20 protein-coding genes are annotated in these 17,949 nt (G+C 60.0%); 6 read left to right on the top strand and 14 right to left on the bottom strand.

Going from position 1 to position 17,949, the window contains the following annotated elements; genetic code table 11:
• Positions 1 to 45: 45 nt before the first annotated feature.
• Positions 46 to 1,647, bottom strand: coding sequence for an ABC transporter permease (locus AC53L6_RS05920; RefSeq protein ID WP_496907542.1), 1,602 nt, complete (start codon positions 1,645 to 1,647; stop codon positions 46 to 48).
• Between the two features lie 204 nt (positions 1,648 to 1,851).
• Between AC53L6_RS05920 and AC53L6_RS05915 the strand changes: the two genes are divergently transcribed.
• Positions 1,852 to 2,208 carry a DUF1428 domain-containing protein gene (locus tag AC53L6_RS05915; protein ID WP_299552172.1) on the top strand — a complete coding sequence of 119 codons (357 nt, stop codon included), beginning with the start codon at positions 1,852 to 1,854 and terminating at the stop codon, positions 2,206 to 2,208.
• Here AC53L6_RS05915 and AC53L6_RS05910 read toward each other — a convergent pair.
• The 6 genes from AC53L6_RS05910 to AC53L6_RS05885 all read right to left on the bottom strand — a co-directional run bounded on the left by AC53L6_RS05910 (position 2,205) and on the right by AC53L6_RS05885 (position 7,432).
• Positions 2,205 to 3,410, bottom strand: a complete 1,206-nt coding sequence (locus tag AC53L6_RS05910) for a phenylacetate--CoA ligase family protein (RefSeq protein WP_496907541.1) — start codon at positions 3,408 to 3,410, stop codon at positions 2,205 to 2,207. The genes AC53L6_RS05915 and AC53L6_RS05910 overlap by 4 nt on opposite strands.
• Positions 3,411 to 3,415: 5 nt before the next feature.
• Positions 3,416 to 3,703: a DUF6958 family protein gene (locus AC53L6_RS05905; RefSeq protein WP_496907148.1), complete on the bottom strand. Its 288-nt coding sequence runs from the start codon at positions 3,701 to 3,703 to the stop codon at positions 3,416 to 3,418.
• A gap of 1 nt (position 3,704) precedes the next feature.
• Complete coding sequence (locus AC53L6_RS05900) at positions 3,705 to 4,085, bottom strand: cupin domain-containing protein (RefSeq protein WP_299601669.1); 381 nt, start codon at positions 4,083 to 4,085, stop codon at positions 3,705 to 3,707.
• 12 nt (positions 4,086 to 4,097) lie between these two features.
• Complete coding sequence (locus tag AC53L6_RS05895; RefSeq protein ID WP_299203797.1) at positions 4,098 to 4,922, bottom strand: ABC transporter ATP-binding protein; 825 nt, start codon at positions 4,920 to 4,922, stop codon at positions 4,098 to 4,100.
• A 68-nt stretch (positions 4,923 to 4,990) separates the two neighbouring features.
• Positions 4,991 to 6,265: an ABC transporter substrate-binding protein gene (locus AC53L6_RS05890; protein WP_496907147.1), complete on the bottom strand. Its 1,275-nt coding sequence runs from the start codon at positions 6,263 to 6,265 to the stop codon at positions 4,991 to 4,993.
• Positions 6,266 to 6,355: 90 nt separating this feature from the next.
• Positions 6,356 to 7,432, bottom strand: coding sequence for a branched-chain amino acid ABC transporter permease (locus AC53L6_RS05885; RefSeq protein WP_299203803.1), 1,077 nt, complete (start codon positions 7,430 to 7,432; stop codon positions 6,356 to 6,358).
• Positions 7,433 to 7,558: 126 nt separating this feature from the next.
• Between AC53L6_RS05885 and AC53L6_RS05880 the strand changes: the two genes are divergently transcribed.
• Positions 7,559 to 7,888: an SHOCT domain-containing protein gene (locus AC53L6_RS05880; protein WP_299203806.1), complete on the top strand. Its 330-nt coding sequence runs from the start codon at positions 7,559 to 7,561 to the stop codon at positions 7,886 to 7,888.
• A gap of 12 nt (positions 7,889 to 7,900) precedes the next feature.
• Here AC53L6_RS05880 and AC53L6_RS05875 read toward each other — a convergent pair whose 3' ends face one another.
• From AC53L6_RS05875 to AC53L6_RS05855, 5 genes are all read right to left on the bottom strand, one after another.
• Positions 7,901 to 8,932, bottom strand: a complete 1,032-nt coding sequence (locus AC53L6_RS05875) for a branched-chain amino acid ABC transporter permease (protein WP_299203812.1) — start codon at positions 8,930 to 8,932, stop codon at positions 7,901 to 7,903.
• A 3-nt stretch (positions 8,933 to 8,935) separates the two neighbouring features.
• On the bottom strand, positions 8,936 to 9,478 hold the full coding sequence (locus AC53L6_RS05870; RefSeq protein WP_496907146.1) for a hypothetical protein: 543 nt from the start codon (positions 9,476 to 9,478) through the stop codon (positions 8,936 to 8,938).
• Positions 9,475 to 9,933 (bottom strand): hypothetical protein, encoded by a 459-nt coding sequence (locus tag AC53L6_RS05865; protein WP_496907145.1) that lies wholly within the window; start codon positions 9,931 to 9,933, stop codon positions 9,475 to 9,477. Before AC53L6_RS05865 ends, AC53L6_RS05870 begins: the two co-directional genes overlap by 4 nt.
• Before the next feature lie 118 nt (positions 9,934 to 10,051).
• Positions 10,052 to 10,495: a hypothetical protein gene (locus AC53L6_RS05860; RefSeq protein WP_496907144.1), complete on the bottom strand. Its 444-nt coding sequence runs from the start codon at positions 10,493 to 10,495 to the stop codon at positions 10,052 to 10,054.
• Entirely contained in the window at positions 10,488 to 11,306 is an 819-nt protein-coding gene (locus AC53L6_RS05855; protein ID WP_496907143.1) for an ABC transporter ATP-binding protein, read from the bottom strand. The genes AC53L6_RS05860 and AC53L6_RS05855 overlap by 8 nt, the downstream gene beginning before the upstream one ends.
• Before the next feature lie 82 nt (positions 11,307 to 11,388).
• Between AC53L6_RS05855 and AC53L6_RS05850 the strand changes: the two genes are divergently transcribed.
• Positions 11,389 to 11,553, top strand: coding sequence for a hypothetical protein (locus tag AC53L6_RS05850; RefSeq protein ID WP_299203827.1), 165 nt, complete (start codon positions 11,389 to 11,391; stop codon positions 11,551 to 11,553).
• Between the two features lie 200 nt (positions 11,554 to 11,753).
• On the opposite strand, the gene AC53L6_RS05845 is transcribed toward AC53L6_RS05850, so the two are convergent.
• A complete protein-coding gene (locus AC53L6_RS05845) occupies positions 11,754 to 13,724 on the bottom strand; it encodes an AMP-binding protein (protein ID WP_496907142.1) in 1,971 nt (656 codons plus the stop codon).
• 193 nt (positions 13,725 to 13,917) lie between these two features.
• Here AC53L6_RS05845 and AC53L6_RS05840 point away from each other — a divergent pair, with 193 nt between their 5' ends.
• The 3 genes from AC53L6_RS05840 to AC53L6_RS05830 are packed head-to-tail and all read left to right on the top strand — an operon-like array spanning position 13,918 to position 16,757.
• Positions 13,918 to 15,810, top strand: a complete 1,893-nt coding sequence (locus tag AC53L6_RS05840) for a PAS-domain containing protein (RefSeq protein WP_496907141.1) — start codon at positions 13,918 to 13,920, stop codon at positions 15,808 to 15,810.
• Positions 15,807 to 16,508 (top strand): response regulator transcription factor, encoded by a 702-nt coding sequence (locus AC53L6_RS05835; protein WP_496907140.1) that lies wholly within the window; start codon positions 15,807 to 15,809, stop codon positions 16,506 to 16,508. The genes AC53L6_RS05840 and AC53L6_RS05835 overlap by 4 nt, the downstream gene beginning before the upstream one ends.
• 27 nt (positions 16,509 to 16,535) lie before the next feature.
• Entirely contained in the window at positions 16,536 to 16,757 is a 222-nt protein-coding gene (locus tag AC53L6_RS05830) for a WGR domain-containing protein (RefSeq protein WP_496907139.1), read from the top strand.
• On the opposite strand, the gene AC53L6_RS05825 is transcribed toward AC53L6_RS05830, so the two are convergent.
• On the bottom strand, positions 16,754 to 17,941 hold the full coding sequence (locus tag AC53L6_RS05825; RefSeq protein WP_496907138.1) for a hydantoinase/carbamoylase family amidase: 1,188 nt from the start codon (positions 17,939 to 17,941) through the stop codon (positions 16,754 to 16,756). The genes AC53L6_RS05830 and AC53L6_RS05825 overlap by 4 nt on opposite strands.
• Positions 17,942 to 17,949: the final 8 nt, after the last annotated feature.

Genomic DNA, 17,949 nt, shown 5'->3' with positions numbered 1-17,949 from the left:
GCGCCTAGTCGCCCTCGGCTTCGGAAGGCAGAAGTGTCATGCGCCCTATCGCCGCCCGACCTGGCGGCAGATCAGGATCACGGGCAAGAGGCCCACGGCCACGATGACAAGGCTGGGCACAGCCGCGCCGTTCAACCGTTCGTCTGATGCAAGTCGGTACGCCTGCACCGCCAGAGTGTCATAGTTGAACGGGCGCATGATCAGGGTGGCCGGAAGCTCTTTCATCACATCCACAAAGACGATCAGCAGGGCTGTCAGCAGGCTCGGCGTCAGGATCGGCAAGTGTACCCGACGCAGGGTGGCAAAGGGGCCTTTGCCAAGCGACCGGCTGGCCGCATCCATGTTGGCGTGCACGAGCGCCTGTCCGCCTTCATAAGCGCCCAGCGCGGCCGCGAGGAACCGGACCATGTAGGCAAAGACCAGGAGCCAGATCGACCCGGTGATCAGCAACCCGGTCGAGATGTCGAAGGTCGCCCGCATCCAGGCGTCAAGCGCGTTGTCGAAGGCGGCGAAGGGCACCAGAAGGCCAACAGCGATGACACCTCCGGGCACCGCGTAGCCAAGCCGCGCGATATAGGCTGCTGTTGTCGAGGACCGGCCCGGGCGGCTGCGCATGTAGTATCCAACTGCTATGGCCGCCACGAGCGTCAGGACCGCGGCGGTGGAAGCCAGGACAAGCGAGTTGCGGATGAAGCCGAGATACCGTGTGCTGGTCAGCACCTGCTCGGACCCGAGCCCCATGTTGAACAGGGCGATGATGGGAAAGAGCGCACCAAAGAGCACCGGGGTGCCGCAGAGTGTGATGGCGGCCCCAGCCGACCACCCCGTCAGCGTGAGCGGCGGGTGGTGCCGTTGTCCGCGGCTGGGGTCGTGATACTTGGCCTGCCCGCGCTGCATGCGTTCCAGGATCGCCAACAGCAGCGCAAAGGACAGCAGGCACAGCGCCAGTTGCGCGGCCCCAGCCCGATCCCCCAGAGAGAACCAGCTGGTGTAGATACCGGTGGCAAAGGTTTGCACGCCGAAATAGGCGACGGTGCCAAAATCGGCGATTGTCTCCATCACTGCCAGCAGCACACCTGCGGCGATGGCCGGACGGGCAAGCGGCAGGCTGACCCGGAAGAAGGCCACAAGCGGACGGGATCCCAGCGCACGTGCGGCCATGAAGGTGGACCCGCTTTGCTGCAGGAAGGCGGCGCGGCTGAGCAGGTAGACATAAGGATAGAGCACAAGCACAAGCATGGCCGCCGCCCCGCCCAGAGAACGGATTTCGGGGAACCAGTAGTCGCGTGGTCCCCAGCCCGTTACGTCACGCAAGGTTGTCTGCACGATCCCCGGGTGATCGAGGATATGGGTGTAGGCATAGGCCAGCACGTAAGCCGGAAAGGCGAGAGGCAATACCAGCGCAATTTCGAACAGGCGCGCACCGGGAAAGCGGGTCATCGTGACCAGCCACGCCGCACCCACACCGATGGCGAAGGTTCCGGTGGACACGAGGACTACCAAAAGGATCGTATTGCCCGTGTAGCGCCACAACACTGTCGAGAGCAGATGCGTCAGCGTATCCGTTCCGCCCGTCAGCGCAGCAAGAGCCACCGCAAGCATGGGCAGAAGGCAGATCAGCGCGACGGTCCAACCCATGATGGACAGCGCACGGGGTGCGGCACCTTTTGGTGCGTCGGACTGGAAGAATGAGGTCAGCGCCACGTGATACCCTGCATCTGCGATTGTCGAGTTATCTTACGTTTTCTATCGGGTTTCCAGCCCTTTGGCGTGCCCACCTTGGAGCAAGGCGCCCCGAAACATGCGCAACATCTGATATGCTCAGGGCACACCAAGCAGGAGAGACGCGTTATGTCATACATTGATGGCTTCATGGCCCCCGTGCGTACAGAAGACCGCGACACCTATGTTGCGTGGCTCAAGGACCAGCACGCCCTATTCAAGGAATACGGTGCCGATGTCATTGTCGACGCCTGGGAGGACAATGTGCCCGAGGGCGAAGTCACCTCGATGCACAAGGCTGTCGCCGTGAAGGAAGGGGAAAAGGTGTGCCTTGGCTGGATCATGTGGCCCGACAAGGACACGCGGGATGCGGCCTGGGCCAAGGTCATGGATGACCCGCGCATGTCGCCTGACCAGAACCCAATGCCCTTTGACGGGCAGCGCATGATCTTTGGCGGCTTCGCACCCGTGCTGATAACGGACTAGTCGTAGCTGCGCTGATCCTCGATCACGAGACCGTCCCTGGGCAGGGTGTTCGGGGCGTGCACCTCGATTGTGCCTTTGAGCTTAAGGGTGTCGACCACGGACTGAGAATAGGCTGCCTGATCTCCGCCCGGGCTTTCCAGCTGGACTGTCATTGCGTCCTGTTCACCCTCGCGCCGCGCGATAACGCGGGCGCGGGTGACCTCGGGGTGCTTGGCCACTAGTGCCGCTACCTGTTCGGGTCGCACGAACATACCCTTGATCTTGGTTGTCTGATCGGCGCGGCCCATCCAGCCCTTGATCCTCATGTTGGTGCGGCCACATGGGCTGTGTCCGGGCAGCATGGCACTCATGTCGCCAGTGGCAAAGCGGATCAGCGGGTAGTCAGGATTGAGCGAGGTCACGACGACTTCGCCGACCTCACCTTCGGGCACCGGGTCACCTGTACCGGGAGTGACGATTTCGACAACGACCCCTTCGTCCACGATCATCCCTTCGAGGGCCGAGGATTCATAAGCGATGTTGCCCAGATCCGCTGTGGCATAGGATTGCATGCAGGTGATGCCACGATCTTTGTAGTGCTCGCGCAGCGACGGGAAGAGCGCACCGCCACCTACGGCAGCCTTGGTTATGCCAAGCGTCACACCCATCTCATCCGCCTTGTCGAGGATGATTTTCAGGTAGTCTGGCGTCCCTGCGTAAGCCGTGGTGCCTACGTCGCGCGCGGCCGTCACTTGGAGTTCGGTCTGCCCTGTACCAGCAGGCAACACCTTGGCCCCTACTGCACGTGCACCGTTTTCAAAGATCATACCCGCAGGCGTCAGATGGTAGCCAAAGCAGTTCTGTACCACGTCGCCCGGACCAAAGCCTGCCGCGTGCAGGAACCGGCCCATGCGCCACCAGTCGTGGCTGATGCCGCCCGGTTCGTAGATCGGGCCGGGGGATTGGAAGATATGGGCGACATTGGACACCGGCAGTCCACCAAAGGGCGGCTTTTCCGCCTGCCACTTCGCCAGTTCGGATTTGCGCAGAACCGGCAAGTGGGCAAGGTCGTCTAGGTATTTGAGCTTGCCGATGTCGGGCAGGCAGTTGCCAGCCGCCTCGGCCACGCGGGACAGTTGAGCGTTTACGGCCTCAAGCTGGGCCGTATGCCGCGCGTCGGTCGAGCGTGTTTCCAGATCGTCATAATACACTTTGTCCAGCATCTCTTTCATACCGCTCTGATCTGTTGCGGACCTTTGACATCGAGGCGTTCGATCTCGCCCCGCACTTCCAGTTCCAGTTTCACGGTCACCACGTGCCAGCCAAGTTTGCCGAGGTCAGCGAGGGTCTGGTCATCCAGTCGCGCCTGCACCGCCGCGTTGAGGTCCTTGTAAAGGACCGGGCCACCGTCCAAGGCCCCGAGGATCGCGCCGCGCACCGCGTCGAACTTCCACGCCGGGATGTTCGTGACCCCATCGCGCCCTTCGGCGGGGGTGCGGCAGGCGACCTTGTCCATCTCAGTTGGCCAGAACGGTCAGCGGTTCGCCCTTGCGCACCACGTGGGTAGTGATGGCCACCATGGGTTCGTCGCCCACATTGGTCAGACCGCCATGCACCTGTCCCTCTGGGAAGTAGAGCGGCGTGCCGATGGCGAATTCGACAATGTTCCCGTTGGGCGCTTCGGCCCGGGCGGCTGTCATCACGATGGCATGTTCGTCACCGGGATGGGTGTGCAGCGGGATGGTCGCGCCGACGGGCACAGTCAGTCGTGTCACGACAACTTCCATCGTGTCGGACCCCGGCACATCTGCGCGGCGGAGTTCCTCGCGCTGGATGTCCTGCGCCCAGGCGGCACCTGCCATCAGCAGCGCCACTGCAGACAGAATGACGTGTTTCATCGCAACTCTCCCTTAGCTCAGCCACCGCTTGCGGCGGCGATACGACCGCACGTCGCGGAAGGATTTGCGCCCTTCGTCCGACATGCCGAGATAGAATTCTTTGACGTCCGGGTTTTCGCGCAGTTCGGCGGCAGGGCCGTCCATCACGACACGACCGGATTCGAGGATGTAGCCGTAATGCGCAAAACGCAGGGCCACATTTGTGTTCTGCTCGGCCAGAAGGAAGGTCACGCCTTCATTTTCGTTCACCGACTTCACAATACCAAAAATCTGTTCGACCAACTGCGGCGCCAGCCCCATCGACGGCTCGTCCAGCAGGATCGTCTCGGGCTTGGACATCAGTGCCCGGCCAATCGCGGTCATCTGCTGCTCACCACCAGAGGTGTAGCCCGCCTGGCTTTTTCGGCGCTCACGCAGCCGCGGGAAGTAATTGTAAACCATCTCAAGATCAGCAGCGACGGCGCCCTTGCCGTCGGTCCGGGTATAGGCACCGGTCAGCAGGTTTTCCTCAACGGTGAGGTGCTCAAAACAGTGGCGGCCCTCCATCACCTGTACGACACCGCGCTTGACCAGATCGGCGGGGTCCTTCTCGGCCGTGTTTTCGCCGTGATAGTGAATCGACCCCTTGGTCACTTCACCGCGTTCGGACGCCAGCAGGCCCGAAATGGCTTTCAAAGTGGTGGTCTTGCCTGCGCCATTGCCGCCCAGCAAAGCGGTGATGCCGCCCTTGGGCACCTTGAGGCTGACGCCTTTCAACACGAGGATCACGTGGTTGTAGATCACCTCGATATTGTTGACCTCTAGAACGGTCTCGGTCTGTGCCTGGGCATCCAGCATGGGCCACCTGTCCTGTCAAAATACTCATGGGTCCCGGCGGCGACAGACGCCGCCGCCGGGTCACAGGCTTAGCAGCCCGCTTCGATGTTGTTCTCGCTGGCATAGGATGCGCTGTCCTCGTCGATCAGCGGCTGTATCACATCCATGTCCGTGGCCGAAAACTCGGAGATCAGCGACCATGTGCCCGCCGATGCATCCCACTGGGTCATGCCGATCAGGCCCGGACCACCGTGGTTTTCGCAGGACACGTTGAAGGATGGACCAAAGCCTGGCAGACCCAGTTCGGTCATCTTGGCCTCGGTGATTTCCAACGCTTCCATGCCGTCGCGCATCATCGCGGGCGTGATGTCGGCCTCACCATGGATTTCCTGCGCGGTCTTGGCAGCTTCAGCGGCCAGCATCGCGGCATAGAGGCCACGGTTGTAGAGCACCGTGCCGATCTGATCGCCCGCGCCCGCGGCTTTGCCCGCATCCACAACATATTTCTGGATGTCGTCAAAGACAGGGAAGTCGCTGCCCACACCGTGGAATGTCAGCGCCTTGTAGCCATTGGCCGCGTCACCCGCAGGCAGCACGTCGTTTTCCGAGCCGGACCACCAGATGCCGATGAAGTTTTCCATCGGATACCGGATGTTGGCCGCTTCCTGGATCGCCACTTGGTTCATCACGCCCCAGCCATACATGATGACATTGTCGGGACGCTCACGGCGGATTTGCAGCCATTGCGACTTTTGCTCCTGACCGGGGTGATCGACGGCCACCAGCATCAGCTCAAAGCCGTGCTTTTCCGACAGCTCTTCGAGCGTGCGGATCGGCTCTTTGCCGTAGGCGGAGTTGTGGTAGACCAGCGCGATCTTCTTGCCCGCGATGTCGCCCTGGCTCATCAGGTAGTTGATCGCACCCGACGCCCCGTTCCAGTAGTTGGCGGGGTAGTTGAACGTGTGGCTGAACACTTGGCCATTCGCCGCAGAGGTCCGGCCATAGCCCATGGTGTGCATGGGGATGCCATCCGCCGTAGTCTTGGGGATAAGCTGATAGGTGATACCGGTCGACAGCGGTTGATAGACAAGGCTGCCCTCGCCCTTGGTCGACTCGTAGCATTCCACACCCTTTTCGGTGTTATAGCCCGTCTCACATTCGAGCACGCGCGCTGCCACGCCACCAATGCCGCCATCACGTTCGTTCAGCAGGGTGAAGTAGTCGGCGTAGCCATCGGCAAAGGGGATGCCCCCTGCCGCATATGGGCCTGTCCGGTAGCTGAGCGATGGGAACACGAGGTCCGCCATCACCGGGCTTGCCGCCATCATGGCTGCGACGGCGTAGGTGCCTAGTTTGTATTTCATCGGTAATTCCTCCCTAATTGGTTGTCCGATGCGAGCCCTGAGGCCCATCCGTAGGGCGGGGTTCACCCCGCCATTCTTGGTGGCGTCCCGTCAGTGCGGGAACGGCCACAATCTCAATTTCTCCTTGGCGACGCGCCACAGCTGCGCCAGCCCGTGCGGTTCAAGGATCAGGAACATGATGATCAGTCCGCCCACGATCACAAGCTGGAAGTGTGCCACGATGTCTGTCGGCCAGCCCATCAGGTCCACGCCCACGATCTTGAGGACCACCGGCAGCACGACAAGAAATGCGGCCCCGGCAAAAGAGCCAAAGATCGACCCGAGGCCCCCGATGATGATCATGAACAGGACAAGGAATGACTTGGTAATGCCGAAGACCTCACCTACCTCGACCGCGCCAAGATAGACCGCAAAGAACAAGGCCCCCGACACACCGACAAAGAAGGACGACACGGCAAACGCGGTCAGCTTGGCCCGCAGTGGGTTCACCCCGATGATCTCGGCTGCGATATCCATATCGCGGATCGCCATCCATTCGCGCCCGATCGATCCGCGCGTCAGGTTACGGGCGAGGATGGCCGCGCCGACGGTGAAGACAAGGCAGAACAGGTAGGTCGCCCATGCTTCGGTATTGGGGCCGGTGACTTCGATGCCGAACACGGTACGCTCGGGCGCGTTGATCTGCCCCGAGGCCGAGTAGTTGTAGAACCACGACACCTTGTTGAAGAGCCAGACAAGGAAGAACTGCGCCGCCAATGTCGCCACGGCCAGATAGAACCCCTTGATCCGCAAACTTGGCAAGCCAAAGGCCGTCCCGACAAGGGCCGTAATGCCCCCCGCAAGGATCACGTGGAAGAAAATGTTCACATCCGGGAACGCGGTCATCAGTTTGTAGCAGGCATACGCCCCCACAGCCATGAACCCCCCTGTGCCAAGCGACACCTGCCCGCAATATCCCGTCAGAATGTTCAGTCCGATGGCCGCGATCGCGTAAATCAAAAAGGGCAGAAAGATCGAATTGACCAGATAATCCGTCATCACAAAGGGCATGACCAGCACGGCCACGGCCAACACAAAGTAGTAGCGATAGCGATCGAATTTGATCGGGAAGGTCTGGCTATCCTGCGGATATGTGGTCGAAAAATCGCCCGCCTCACGATAGAACATCAGATGGGTCCTCCCATTGCGCGCATGGTGAATGCGGCTTTAACCACCCTGTTGGGTTTCTGTGTTTTGCCACATTTCGCCCCCGGTCCCATGGCATTCTGAGCGTGGGAAAATGGAGTGGGATCTATGACCGCGATACTTGACGACATCCGTCGTCTGGATGCCGCGCATGCGCGGGGTGAAATTAATGCCGTCGATCTGGCGGCGGCCAAGGCAAAGCTTTTCGAGTCCGTACCGGACGCAGATGAGGTTGCCGTCCATACAAGCGCAGGGGCCGCACGACGCCGCCCTCCCGCGCCACGACTTGGGCCAACGCTGCTGCTGTGCATCTTCGTGCTGACACTATGTGCAGGCTCGACATTGCTGCTGACCGGCGACCTCATGCTGGCGATGACATTGTCCATTACGGTGCTGGCCGCGGTGACGGTGACATTGTACCGGCAGTTGGATGGGTAGCCGCGGGTTGCTTCACACACGCTCAATGATCTTCTCCCCAAACAAGCCCTGTGGGCGGAACACGAGGAAGATCAGGGCAAGCACGTAAGCAAACCAGTTCTCGGTTGCGTTCATGGTGAAGCCAAACAGTGCGCCCGCCAGATCGCCCGAGGACATGAAGAACTCGAACAGCTTCTCGCCCACGCCGATGATCAGACCGCCGACGATGGCGCCGGGGATGGATGTGAACCCGCCCAGCATCAACACCGGCAGGGCCTTCAATGCGATCAGCGACAGTGAAAACTGCACACCCGATTTCGCACCCCACATGATGCCCGCAACCAGCGCGACAAAACCCGCGACGGACCACACGAGAATCCAGATGTAGTTGAGCGAAACACCAACCGACAACGCTGCCTGGTGGTCATCGGCCACAGCCCGCATCGCGCGCCCCTGTTTGGTGTATTGTGAAAAGATCACCAACGCCGTCACAAGCAGGATCGCGATGATCGTCGCCGTGATGTCCAGATTGTCGATAAAGAAGCCGTAGCCGAACAGGTTGAATGTCGCCTCATCGATGGCGAGGTTGATGCCCTGAGGCAGGCACGTCCCCTCGGCCAGACACACATCCAGCTTCTTGATCTCGGACCCCCACATGAGGTCGGCAACGCCTTCAAGCAGATAGGCAAGACCGATGGTCGCCATGAACAGGATGATCGGTTCCTGCCCCACCAGATGCTTGAAGATGAAGCGCTGCACCATCCAGGCCAGCAAGATCATCACCACAACCGTCAGCAGAATGGCGACAACCGAATGCACATGCCATCCGAAGTGGTGAATCTTGGTCCCGAAGATCGCGTTGATCAGGTGCGCGAATGGCACCTGCCCGTTCTGGATACCCACCAAGGTCATCGCGGCAAACAGCGCCATGACCCCTTGGGCAAAATTAAAGATACCAGACGCCTTGAAGATCAGCACGAACCCAAGCGCCACAAGGGCATAGAGCACCCCGGCCATCAGACCGTTGAGGAACACCTCGCTGGCATAGATCAGTTGGTCAGACACGATTTACCCTTTCCATCCCATAGAGGTACAAAACGCAGCGGCAGCCGGTCCAGTCGTTGCGGCAAACACTACCCGATCCCCATCACCTGCATTGAACAAGAAATACACATCCGGTGCCTCAGCCGTGCAATTGGCATAGGCGCGCTGCGGTGGCGGGAACTTCAGTTCGACCAGGCCATTCGAACGCAAGCGCGCATCTGCACCGATCCAGCCAGTGACGTTGAACTGCGGCCATTGAGGCGCCTGTGGCCCTGCCCCACTGCATGTCCAGCTGCCGGGCGTGGTCGAGTTGCCCTTTGAATACGCGAACCCAACGGCAAAATCGAAATTCCCGCCCGATCCCTGCGGATAAAGCACCGTTGCGCTTGTGCCGCCCTCATCCTCGTCCAGCGCGGCTGGCACCGTCTGAAAACTCCAAGGGACAATCGGTTTCGCGGTGATGTAACGGGCGCATTCTCCGAGACCCGCATCAAACGCTGCCTGATCCTGCGCCACGGTCATGTGGGGTGCGGCAAACAGGGCCGTAACAAGTGCAATCGCCCTCATTTCAGTGCAACCCCCATCAGGTCCGCCGTATGATCCCGAAGCGGCTGGTAACTCACCCGCAGACGGGTCAGCCCTTCAAATGTCAGGTTCCAGTTCAGGGTGATCTCGGTCACGCGCCCATCGCGGCGCGGGGCGGCAAGAAATGCCGCGGCAAAAGCACGATCCATGGTCACTCGGCTTACGGGTTCAAAGGCGGTTGTCGACACGAACCGCGCACCGGCCCCGCCCCGCCATTCGTTGAACGCCATCAGCAGATCGGAATAACTGAACCCATGGCTGATGATCTCGCAGGCGGGTTCGTCATACATGAACACCACAAGCGTGTTGGGCAGGTCCGTTTCCTGATAGCCCAACGCATAGGAATTCAGTGTACTTTCAAAGTACCGGCGGAAGGTGCGCGGGATCGGCATGATATCACGCGGTGACAGACTGGCCGGGTCCTCAAGATAGGGCATGCAACGCGTTTCGATCACGTTGCACAGGCCTGCCATCTCAGGCTGAGCCGGATCACAGATCGCTGGTTCCCCCGCCAGCGCAGGACCGGCCCAAAGGGCAGCGCATATGGCCAGCAACCTAACTCTCAAGGTCTGTCTCCACCACTTGATAGTGCAGGCCCTCGGGCCGAATCTCGGCCATCAGGTGCAACTGGGGTTCGATCCATTGGTTACTGACATAGCGCCCGGGCTCTGGCAGATAGCGCCCGCTGATCTTGTTGGCCTCCGCCCAAGACACGAAAGCAGGTTCGAAATCCGTGTTGCCGAGCTTGTACACAGAACAGGTGCGTTCACCGACGGTGGGCGCGGCATCCAGCACCAAAAGATAACCATCGGCGGTCGGGCCATATGCACGCAGGCTTTCGTGCATGCCGTCCACGGGCTGCACGGCAAGGCCATCAACAACTGGTTCTGTCAAATGTTCATAGGGATCAAGACACCGCGCTTCGAACACATCCCATGCCGATCCGGCCCAGAGGGGCCCGGACACGAATGTTCCGACAAGCGCCAGCGCCTTAATCATGTGACACCCCAAGATAGGCGTCGATCACATCCTGGTTGTTGCGCACATCGTCTGGCGTGCCGTCGCCGATCTTTTTGCCATAATCCATCACGACCACCCGGTCGGACAGGTCCATTACCACACCCATATCGTGCTCAATCAGAGCAATGGTGGTGCCAAACTCGTCATTCACGTCAAGGATGAAGCGGCTCATGTCCTCTTTCTCTTCCACGTTCATGCCCGCCATGGGCTCATCCAGCAGCAAGAGTGACGGCTCAGCCGCCAACGCCCGGGCCAGTTCCACGCGCTTCTTTAGGCCATAGGGCAGGCGCGCCACCGGCGTCTTGCGGATGGCCTGAATTTCAAGGAAATCGATAATCCTCTCAGCGACTTCACGGTTGGCTGTCTCTTCAGCCTCGGCCTTGCCTTTCCAGATCGCCTGCCCCCAAAGACCCGTTTTCATATGGGTCAATCGCCCGGTCATGACGTTGTCCAGAACGGTCATCCCCTCGAACAGCGCGATGTTCTGGAATGTGCGCGCAATCCCCTGACGCGCCACTTCAAAAGGTTTCATCTGGGGCCGCGGCGCACCCTTGTAGAAAACCTGACCCTGTTGCGGGATATAGAAGCCCGAGATGACATTCAGCATCGACGACTTGCCTGCGCCGTTTGGGCCGATGATGGCCCGAATTTCGCCTTCGCGGATATCGAAGGAGATATCCTTGATTGCCTCAACTCCGCCAAAACGCAGGGTGATGTTCTTCATCTCCATGACCACGCCACCGATCTTGCGGCCATCGGCGGTGGTGTAGCCTTCGGTCTGATCAAGCATGCGTCACCTCCATCGCCCGCCGTATTGGGGGCATATTAACCAATCTATGCGCAAGCTCAGGACACATTTCGGAGGGTTCCCAATGTTTGATGCACTTGAACGCCGCTACCTGCTGAAACTCGCATTCGATTGCCGCCGAAAGGGGCTGAGTGCGGCAGAAACGAGAAAAACCATGCGCCGGAACATCGGACATTTCACTGGCGACAACCGACTTTCCTGCGCAGTCCGGCACGTGTTTAAAGACTAATTTAAAGACTAAGCTCAAGGGTTCCGCCCACTCAGGTCTCAAACACCGCCCTAAGGCGTTTGCAACGGGATGCTCATTCCCTGTTTCAAAAAAATCCCCCCCGGAGGGCCGGTCTGCCTCACAAGCCCACAGCATGACATGATGCGCCAGACGGGATGGTGGGCGGGGCGATGGCGCAGCCGAGCGTCGAACCAGCATCTTCACTCCGCCGCCATCTTTTGCGCAACCGCGGATGTCACCGCCGCGCGCACCTCAAGCGTTGCCGAAATCGATCCCTTGCGCCCGTCCTCATAGGTCACCTCGGTCACCGTCGACACCTCGGACGAGCCATCATAGAGCGCTGCAATGATGTCCTCGTACTTCTCTTCAATGATCCGTCGGCGCACCTTGCGCGTGCGGGTCAACTCACCGTCATCGGCATCCAGCTCTTTGTGCAGGACGACAAAACGATGCACCTGGCAGCCTGACAGCATCTCGTCCTCAGACACGGACTGGTTCACGTCTTCGACGTGTTCGGTGATCGTGGCCAGAACCTGCGGATGCCCCGCAAGTTCCTGATAAGACGCATAGGCAATGTTGTTACGCTCCGCCCAGTTGCCCACGGCGGTCAGGTCGATGTTGATGAAAGCCGTGCATTCATTGCGCCCGTTCCCAAACACGACGGCCTCAAGAATGTTCGGGAAAAACTTCAGCTTGTTCTCAACATATTTGGGCGCGAATAGCGCACCTGACGCCATCTGTCCCACATCCTTGGCCCGGTCGATGATGCGCAGATGGCCGGTGTCTTCCTCGATGAACCCAGCATCGCCAGTGGCCACCCAACCCTCGGAATCCTTGGTGTCCGCCGTGCTTTCGGCGTTTTTGTAATACTCCACGAACACGCCTGGCGAGCGGTAGAACACTTCGCCATTGGGCTCGATCTTCAACTCGACCCCGGGGCATTTCACGCCCACCGTGTCGCTGCGCACCTCGCCATCGGGCTGCGCAGTGATGAACACTGTCGCTTCTGTCTGACCATAGAGCTGCTTTAGGTTAATGCCCAAAGAGCGATAGAAATCAAAGATTTCCGGGCCAATGGCCTCACCGGCTGTATAGCCAACCCGCACACGGCTGAAGCCAAGCGTGTTCTTGAGCGGCCCATAGACCATCAGCTCGCCCAGACTGTATTTCAGGCGGTCCATGAACCCGACGGACTTACCGTCCAGAATGGCGGGCCCAACCTTGCGCGCATGCGCCATGAAGTAGTGGAACATCTTCTGCTTGAAGCTGCCCGCATCCTCCATGCGGATCATCACGTTGGTCAGTTGCGTCTCGAACACACGCGGCGGGGCGAAATAGTAGGTCGGCCCGATTTCGCGCAGGTCCACATGCATCGTGTCAGCACTCTCAGGGCAATTCGTGCAGAACCCCGACCACAGCGCCTGCCCCACGGAAAAGATGAAGTCCCCGACCCATGCCATCGGTAGATAGGCCAGAATGTCGTCCGACTGCCGCAACCCGTCAAACTCAGATGATGATTTCGATGTCTCAATGACATTTCGGTTCGACAACACGACGCCCTTGGGTTTGCCAGTCGTTCCGGACGTATACAGCATCACGCAGGTGCTGTCGTAATCCAGCGCGGCAATGCGCTTGGCCATCTCCGGCGCCAGTTCATCCCTCTTGGCCCGGCCTGCGTCCTGCACATGGCTATACTGATGCAGCTTGGAATGATCGTATTTCCGCAAACCTCGCGGATCGAGGTAAACCATCTGCTCAAATTCCGGCAGTTGGCCCTGTACCTCGATCACCTTGTCGACCTGCTCCTGATCGCCTGCGATGACAAAACGTGCGCCGGAGTGGTCGAGGGTATAGGCCATCTCTTCGGCCGCAGCATCTTGGTACAGCGGCACTGGGATTGCGCCCGCCATCTGCGCTGACATCATGGACCAGTAGAGGTAGGGACGATTGCGGCCGATGACGGCGATATGATCACCGGGCTGCACGCCTAGGTCGATCAAACCAAGTGCCAGCGCTTCGACCTCGTCGAGCGTCTGGCCCCACGTCCAGCTTTGCCATATCCCGAATTCTTTTTCGCGATAGGCGGGAGCCGATCCAAATTCCTTGGCGTTCCGGTGTAGCAGCGCAGGTACGGATTTCAGCCCGTTCGCGCCCTCAGACGACTTGACCACGTATGTTCCTCCCCAGCGCACCTCTTCTACCGAGAGCCACGCATGATCGCTCAGACGATTCTTTCTACGTCTAAGGATGTCGCCCACACGCTGCGCGTCAACTTTTTCCTGATGTTTTCCCAAACCTTACGAATTGTAACAAGCGGACCGCGCCCCGTTGTGCAGGCCCAGAAACCAGTGCTAGCCATGTGGCATGGCACAAGATCATACGGCATCGCTGACGGCCTCGGGCCTGAACCTGATCGCGCAGGCGCTGACGATCTATGATCAGGATTTGCGGCTTGCGGTCTGCAATGCACCGTTCCAGCAGATGTTTGATTTGCCCGACGCACTCGTCACCCCCGGCTCAACCTTTCGCGAAACGATCACGCATCTGGCCAAGCGCGGTGAATACGGCCCGATCGACGATCTGGACAGCTTTGTGCAGGAACGTGTGGATCAGGCGCTTGCCTTTGAACCGCATTACATGGAGCGCACCCGCGCCAATGGACGCACCATCAGCGTCGAAGGGTCCCCCCTGCCACAGGGCGGGTGGGTCACCGTTTACACCGACATTTCGCATATCAAGGCGCAAGAGGGCCTGCTACGCGCCCGCGCGACGGAACTGTCCGATCAGGTTCTGCAACACACCGAAGCGTTGAGTGCCACGAACCGCCAATTGGCCGCGACCGTTTCCGCGCTTGAAGAAGCCAAACGTCAGTTGACCGAAACCGAGGCCCGCACGCGCCTAACAACCGAGATGATGCCAGCCCACATCGCGCTTGTGGATGCCAGCGGTCACTATACCTACTCTAACAGACGGCTTAGTACGGTCATTCCCAGCCGCCCATCTGACATTGTCGGGCAACACATCTCGGATGCACTTGGTACCTTCGCCTACGGGCGCATCGCATCGAACCTGACCCGCGCCTACAAGGGCGAGGCATCCGTTTTTGAATTCACGGACGAGGCAAGTGCCAGACGCATCCGTGTGGCGTTCACGCCGGAAGCCTCCGGCGGCGTCTATATCCTGTCGATGGACATTACCGAAGAAACACAAGCCCGCGTCGCTCTGCAGCAGAACCGCCGCCGCACACTCGCTGCACAGATGACTTCCGGGATGGCACATGACTTTTCCAACCTGCTTACCATCATCCTCGGCTTGCAATCCAAACTTTCCCGTATGGGCAGCTTGCCAGCAGGCGCACAGGACCTGATCGACGGCACCCTCTCCGCCACCCGCCGCGGCGGCGAACTGCTCAACTCAATCGCCGACATGACTGCAGGCCGTGCCATGCGCCCCGCCGCGACTGATATCGAAACGCTGCTGGGCGATTTGACCACCATGGCGCAATCGACCCTGCCGCCAGGTCTCACACTCAGCACCTTCACCACTGTCACGGGTCCCCATATGCTGGACCCAGGTCTGGTCAAGGACAGCTTGTTGAACCTCATCCTGAACGCCCGCGACGCCTGCGGCACCAAGGGGGACATCACCCTGACGGCGCGCCCTGTCCACGACACATGGCTGGAATTCATTGTCACCGACACCGGCCCCGGCTTTTCCAATGACGCGTTGGAACACGGCTTCGACCCGTTCTTTACCACGAAAGGTTCCGAGGGATCGGGTATGGGTTTGCCTATGGTTTACGACATGACCAAGCGTGCCGGCGGTGATCTGAAACTGGGCAACGGGGAGATTGGCGCACAAGTGCGTCTGCGCCTACCCCTCCGCCCCGCCCCACAGCTGGCAGGCGCGCTCGTCCTGCTGGTCGAGGATGACCCGGATTTGCGCCAACACTACCGCGATCTGTTGATGGGCATGGGCCATGCCGTGATCGAAGCTGCAGGTGTGGACGAAGCCATCGCCCTCACGGCGGACCTGCCCGACATTGGCCTTGTGCTGTCCGACATTAACCTTGGGTCCGGTAGCCGTACCGGCATTGACCTCGCAAACCAATTGCACGGCAGCCTGCCCGTAATTCTGATGACCTCACTTCCGCCGGGTGACACAATGTATCAAACTGCAGCGCTTGCTGCCCCGGTTCTGCGCAAGCCGTTTGAGGCATCTGACCTTGCTGCGCTCCTTCAGGCGGATGCGGCATGACCAAACCACTTGTCACCATCCTTGACGATGAACCGGCGATCCGCACAATCCTTGCCGACGCTTTGGAAGAAGCAGGGTTTCGCACCTTGTCCTTTTCCCGCGCCGCGGCGTTTGAAGCCGCGCTCAAGACTCACAAACCCGATGTCTGCCTTGTCGATCTGGGTCTGCCGGACACCGATGGGTTGACCCTCGTCCACAAACTCGCCCTCGAACAAGGGGCTGCGGTCATCATTATCTCGGGCCGTGCGCAGGTGCAGGACCGGGTGACCGGGCTGGAATTGGGCGCTGATGACTACATCATCAAACCCTTCGATCCAGCCGAGGTTGTCGCCCGCATCCGGGTGCGGCTGCGCACGCCCAAGGCAGCAACCCAAACTGGGCAGATCGCCCGTTTCAATGGATGGGAGGCCTCTTTCGACAGCTATACATTGACCGATGAATCAGGTCAGGAAACGCCGTTCTCTCATGCCGAAGGCGAAGTGTTACGCCTGTTTCTGGATGCGCCAAAACGCTTGATCAGCCGGGCGCAAATGCAGGAAAGCCTGGGCGGTGGTGCCGGTGACAGCTTTGATCGCGCGATGGATGTACGCATCAGCCGTTTGCGCACAAAACTGCGCGAAGATCCCAAAAACCCACGCTTGATCAAAACGATCTATGGCGCCGGTTACATCTTTTTGGGCGATGTGCAGTGGACATGACGATTCAACCCGTGGCAGAATCGAAACATGATTGAAGCACTCCTCTACCGTTCCAGTCACAGCCGGTTCTACCGGGTTGAGATCACACTGAACCTGTTTGCCGAAGCGTCCGTTGTCCTCGAATGGGGATTGATCGGTGGCAAGCCCTGCCAGCGCGTGACCTGCCACAGCGATCTGCGGGCCGCATCAAATGCCGCCGACCGCTACAGGCAACGGGCCATCAAACGCGGATACGCCCGCGCCGCCTAGAGCCCGGCGGCATGGGCCAACACCTTCAGGCCCACCACAAGATCGGCCTCATCCGTATCTTCCTCGAACGCATGGCTGATGCCGCCGATCGAAGGCACGAACAGCATCGCAACCGGCATACACCGGGCCACATTTGTCGCGTCATGCAGAGCCCCTGAAGGCATCCGCCGCCATTTTCCCGGTACGACCATCTCGGCACCTGCTTCAAGCTTCGCGCGCAGATCAACATCCATCGCCACGGGCTCCAATCCCAGCAGCGGTCCTTTCTCGACACCAAGGCCCAATTCCGTTGCGACCTCGGCCAGCGTTTCCTCGATCACCGCCTCCATCCGCGCCAACCGGGTTACATCCGCATCCCGCCATTGCATGGAAAAGCGCACCTGGCCCGGCACGATGGACGACGCATTGGGGCTGACCGCCACATGCCCAATAGTCCAAACGGATTGCGGCGTGACCACATTTCGCAACCGCTCGTTCAGCCGACTGGAAAAGGCAACCAGCCCCTGAAACGCATCCCGCCGTAGCGCCATTGCCGTGGTACCCGCATGGTTCTGTTGCCCGGTCAACGTGATCACCCGATCTCGAATGCCGACGATATCGGTCACGACACCTATCTGCTCGCTCGCGGTGTCCAGCGTCGCGCCCTGCTCGATATGCAATTCAACGAAGCCGGTGAACTGCGCCGGATCGACAGGCGCGCCTGCGCGATCCCCAACCACCTCCCGCGCCTGCCCAAGCGGAACATCGTCATGATCCAGCAACGCATCCGCCTCGGCCAAGGACAGCCCACCCGACCACACATTGGATCCGGTCGTGACGCCATACCGACCTTCTTCATCCTGAAAAGAGACAACCGAAATGGCAGGCCCGCCAACTTCGACGCTTGCCCGTGCCACTTCCAGCGCCGCAACCACTCCCAAGGCACCGTCCAACCACCCGCCCTGTGGCTGACTGTCGGAATGCGACCCAAGCAGCAATGACGGCCCTTCGGCCAATCCAAACAGGTTCCCCATCGCATCAAAGCGCGGCGTCAACCCGGCGTCAGCCAGCCGCGATGCCAACCAATCGCGCGCTGCCATGTCAGCCTTGGAATACGCGGGGCGTACCACCCCCTTGCCAACGCCCGAAGCACCGAACTGGCACAAAGCATGCAAGTCCGTCAAAAAGCGCGCCGTATCAACCATCCCGCATC

The sequence above is a fragment of the Tateyamaria sp. LSS28 genome (genome assembly GCF_059611725.1).
Note: the sequence above shows the minus strand (reverse complement) of the source record. Positions and strands in the feature narration are given on the sequence as shown.

What these genes read in the sequence shown, in the direction of transcription:
- AC53L6_RS05915 (WP_299552172.1), top strand. Translation starts at nt 1,852, where the DNA reads ATGTCATACATTGATGGCTTCATGGCCCCCGTGCGTACAGAAGACCGC.
- AC53L6_RS05910 (WP_496907541.1), bottom strand. Translation starts at nt 3,410, where the DNA reads ATGCTGGACAAAGTGTATTATGACGATCTGGAAACACGCTCGACCGAC.
- AC53L6_RS05905 (WP_496907148.1), bottom strand. Translation starts at nt 3,703, where the DNA reads ATGGACAAGGTCGCCTGCCGCACCCCCGCCGAAGGGCGCGATGGGGTC.
- AC53L6_RS05900 (WP_299601669.1), bottom strand. Translation starts at nt 4,085, where the DNA reads ATGAAACACGTCATTCTGTCTGCAGTGGCGCTGCTGATGGCAGGTGCC.
- AC53L6_RS05895 (WP_299203797.1), bottom strand. Translation starts at nt 4,922, where the DNA reads ATGCTGGATGCCCAGGCACAGACCGAGACCGTTCTAGAGGTCAACAAT.
- AC53L6_RS05890 (WP_496907147.1), bottom strand. Translation starts at nt 6,265, where the DNA reads ATGAAATACAAACTAGGCACCTACGCCGTCGCAGCCATGATGGCGGCA.
- AC53L6_RS05885 (WP_299203803.1), bottom strand. Translation starts at nt 7,432, where the DNA reads ATGTTCTATCGTGAGGCGGGCGATTTTTCGACCACATATCCGCAGGAT.
- AC53L6_RS05880 (WP_299203806.1), top strand. Translation starts at nt 7,559, where the DNA reads ATGACCGCGATACTTGACGACATCCGTCGTCTGGATGCCGCGCATGCG.
- AC53L6_RS05870 (WP_496907146.1), bottom strand. Translation starts at nt 9,478, where the DNA reads ATGAGGGCGATTGCACTTGTTACGGCCCTGTTTGCCGCACCCCACATG.
- AC53L6_RS05865 (WP_496907145.1), bottom strand. Translation starts at nt 9,933, where the DNA reads ATGCCCTATCTTGAGGACCCGGCCAGTCTGTCACCGCGTGATATCATG.
- AC53L6_RS05860 (WP_496907144.1), bottom strand. Translation starts at nt 10,495, where the DNA reads ATGATTAAGGCGCTGGCGCTTGTCGGAACATTCGTGTCCGGGCCCCTC.
- AC53L6_RS05855 (WP_496907143.1), bottom strand. Translation starts at nt 11,306, where the DNA reads ATGCTTGATCAGACCGAAGGCTACACCACCGCCGATGGCCGCAAGATC.
- AC53L6_RS05850 (WP_299203827.1), top strand. Translation starts at nt 11,389, where the DNA reads ATGTTTGATGCACTTGAACGCCGCTACCTGCTGAAACTCGCATTCGAT.
- AC53L6_RS05840 (WP_496907141.1), top strand. Translation starts at nt 13,918, where the DNA reads ATGGCACAAGATCATACGGCATCGCTGACGGCCTCGGGCCTGAACCTG.
- AC53L6_RS05835 (WP_496907140.1), top strand. Translation starts at nt 15,807, where the DNA reads ATGACCAAACCACTTGTCACCATCCTTGACGATGAACCGGCGATCCGC.
- AC53L6_RS05830 (WP_496907139.1), top strand. Translation starts at nt 16,536, where the DNA reads ATGATTGAAGCACTCCTCTACCGTTCCAGTCACAGCCGGTTCTACCGG.
- AC53L6_RS05825 (WP_496907138.1), bottom strand. Translation starts at nt 17,941, where the DNA reads ATGGTTGATACGGCGCGCTTTTTGACGGACTTGCATGCTTTGTGCCAG.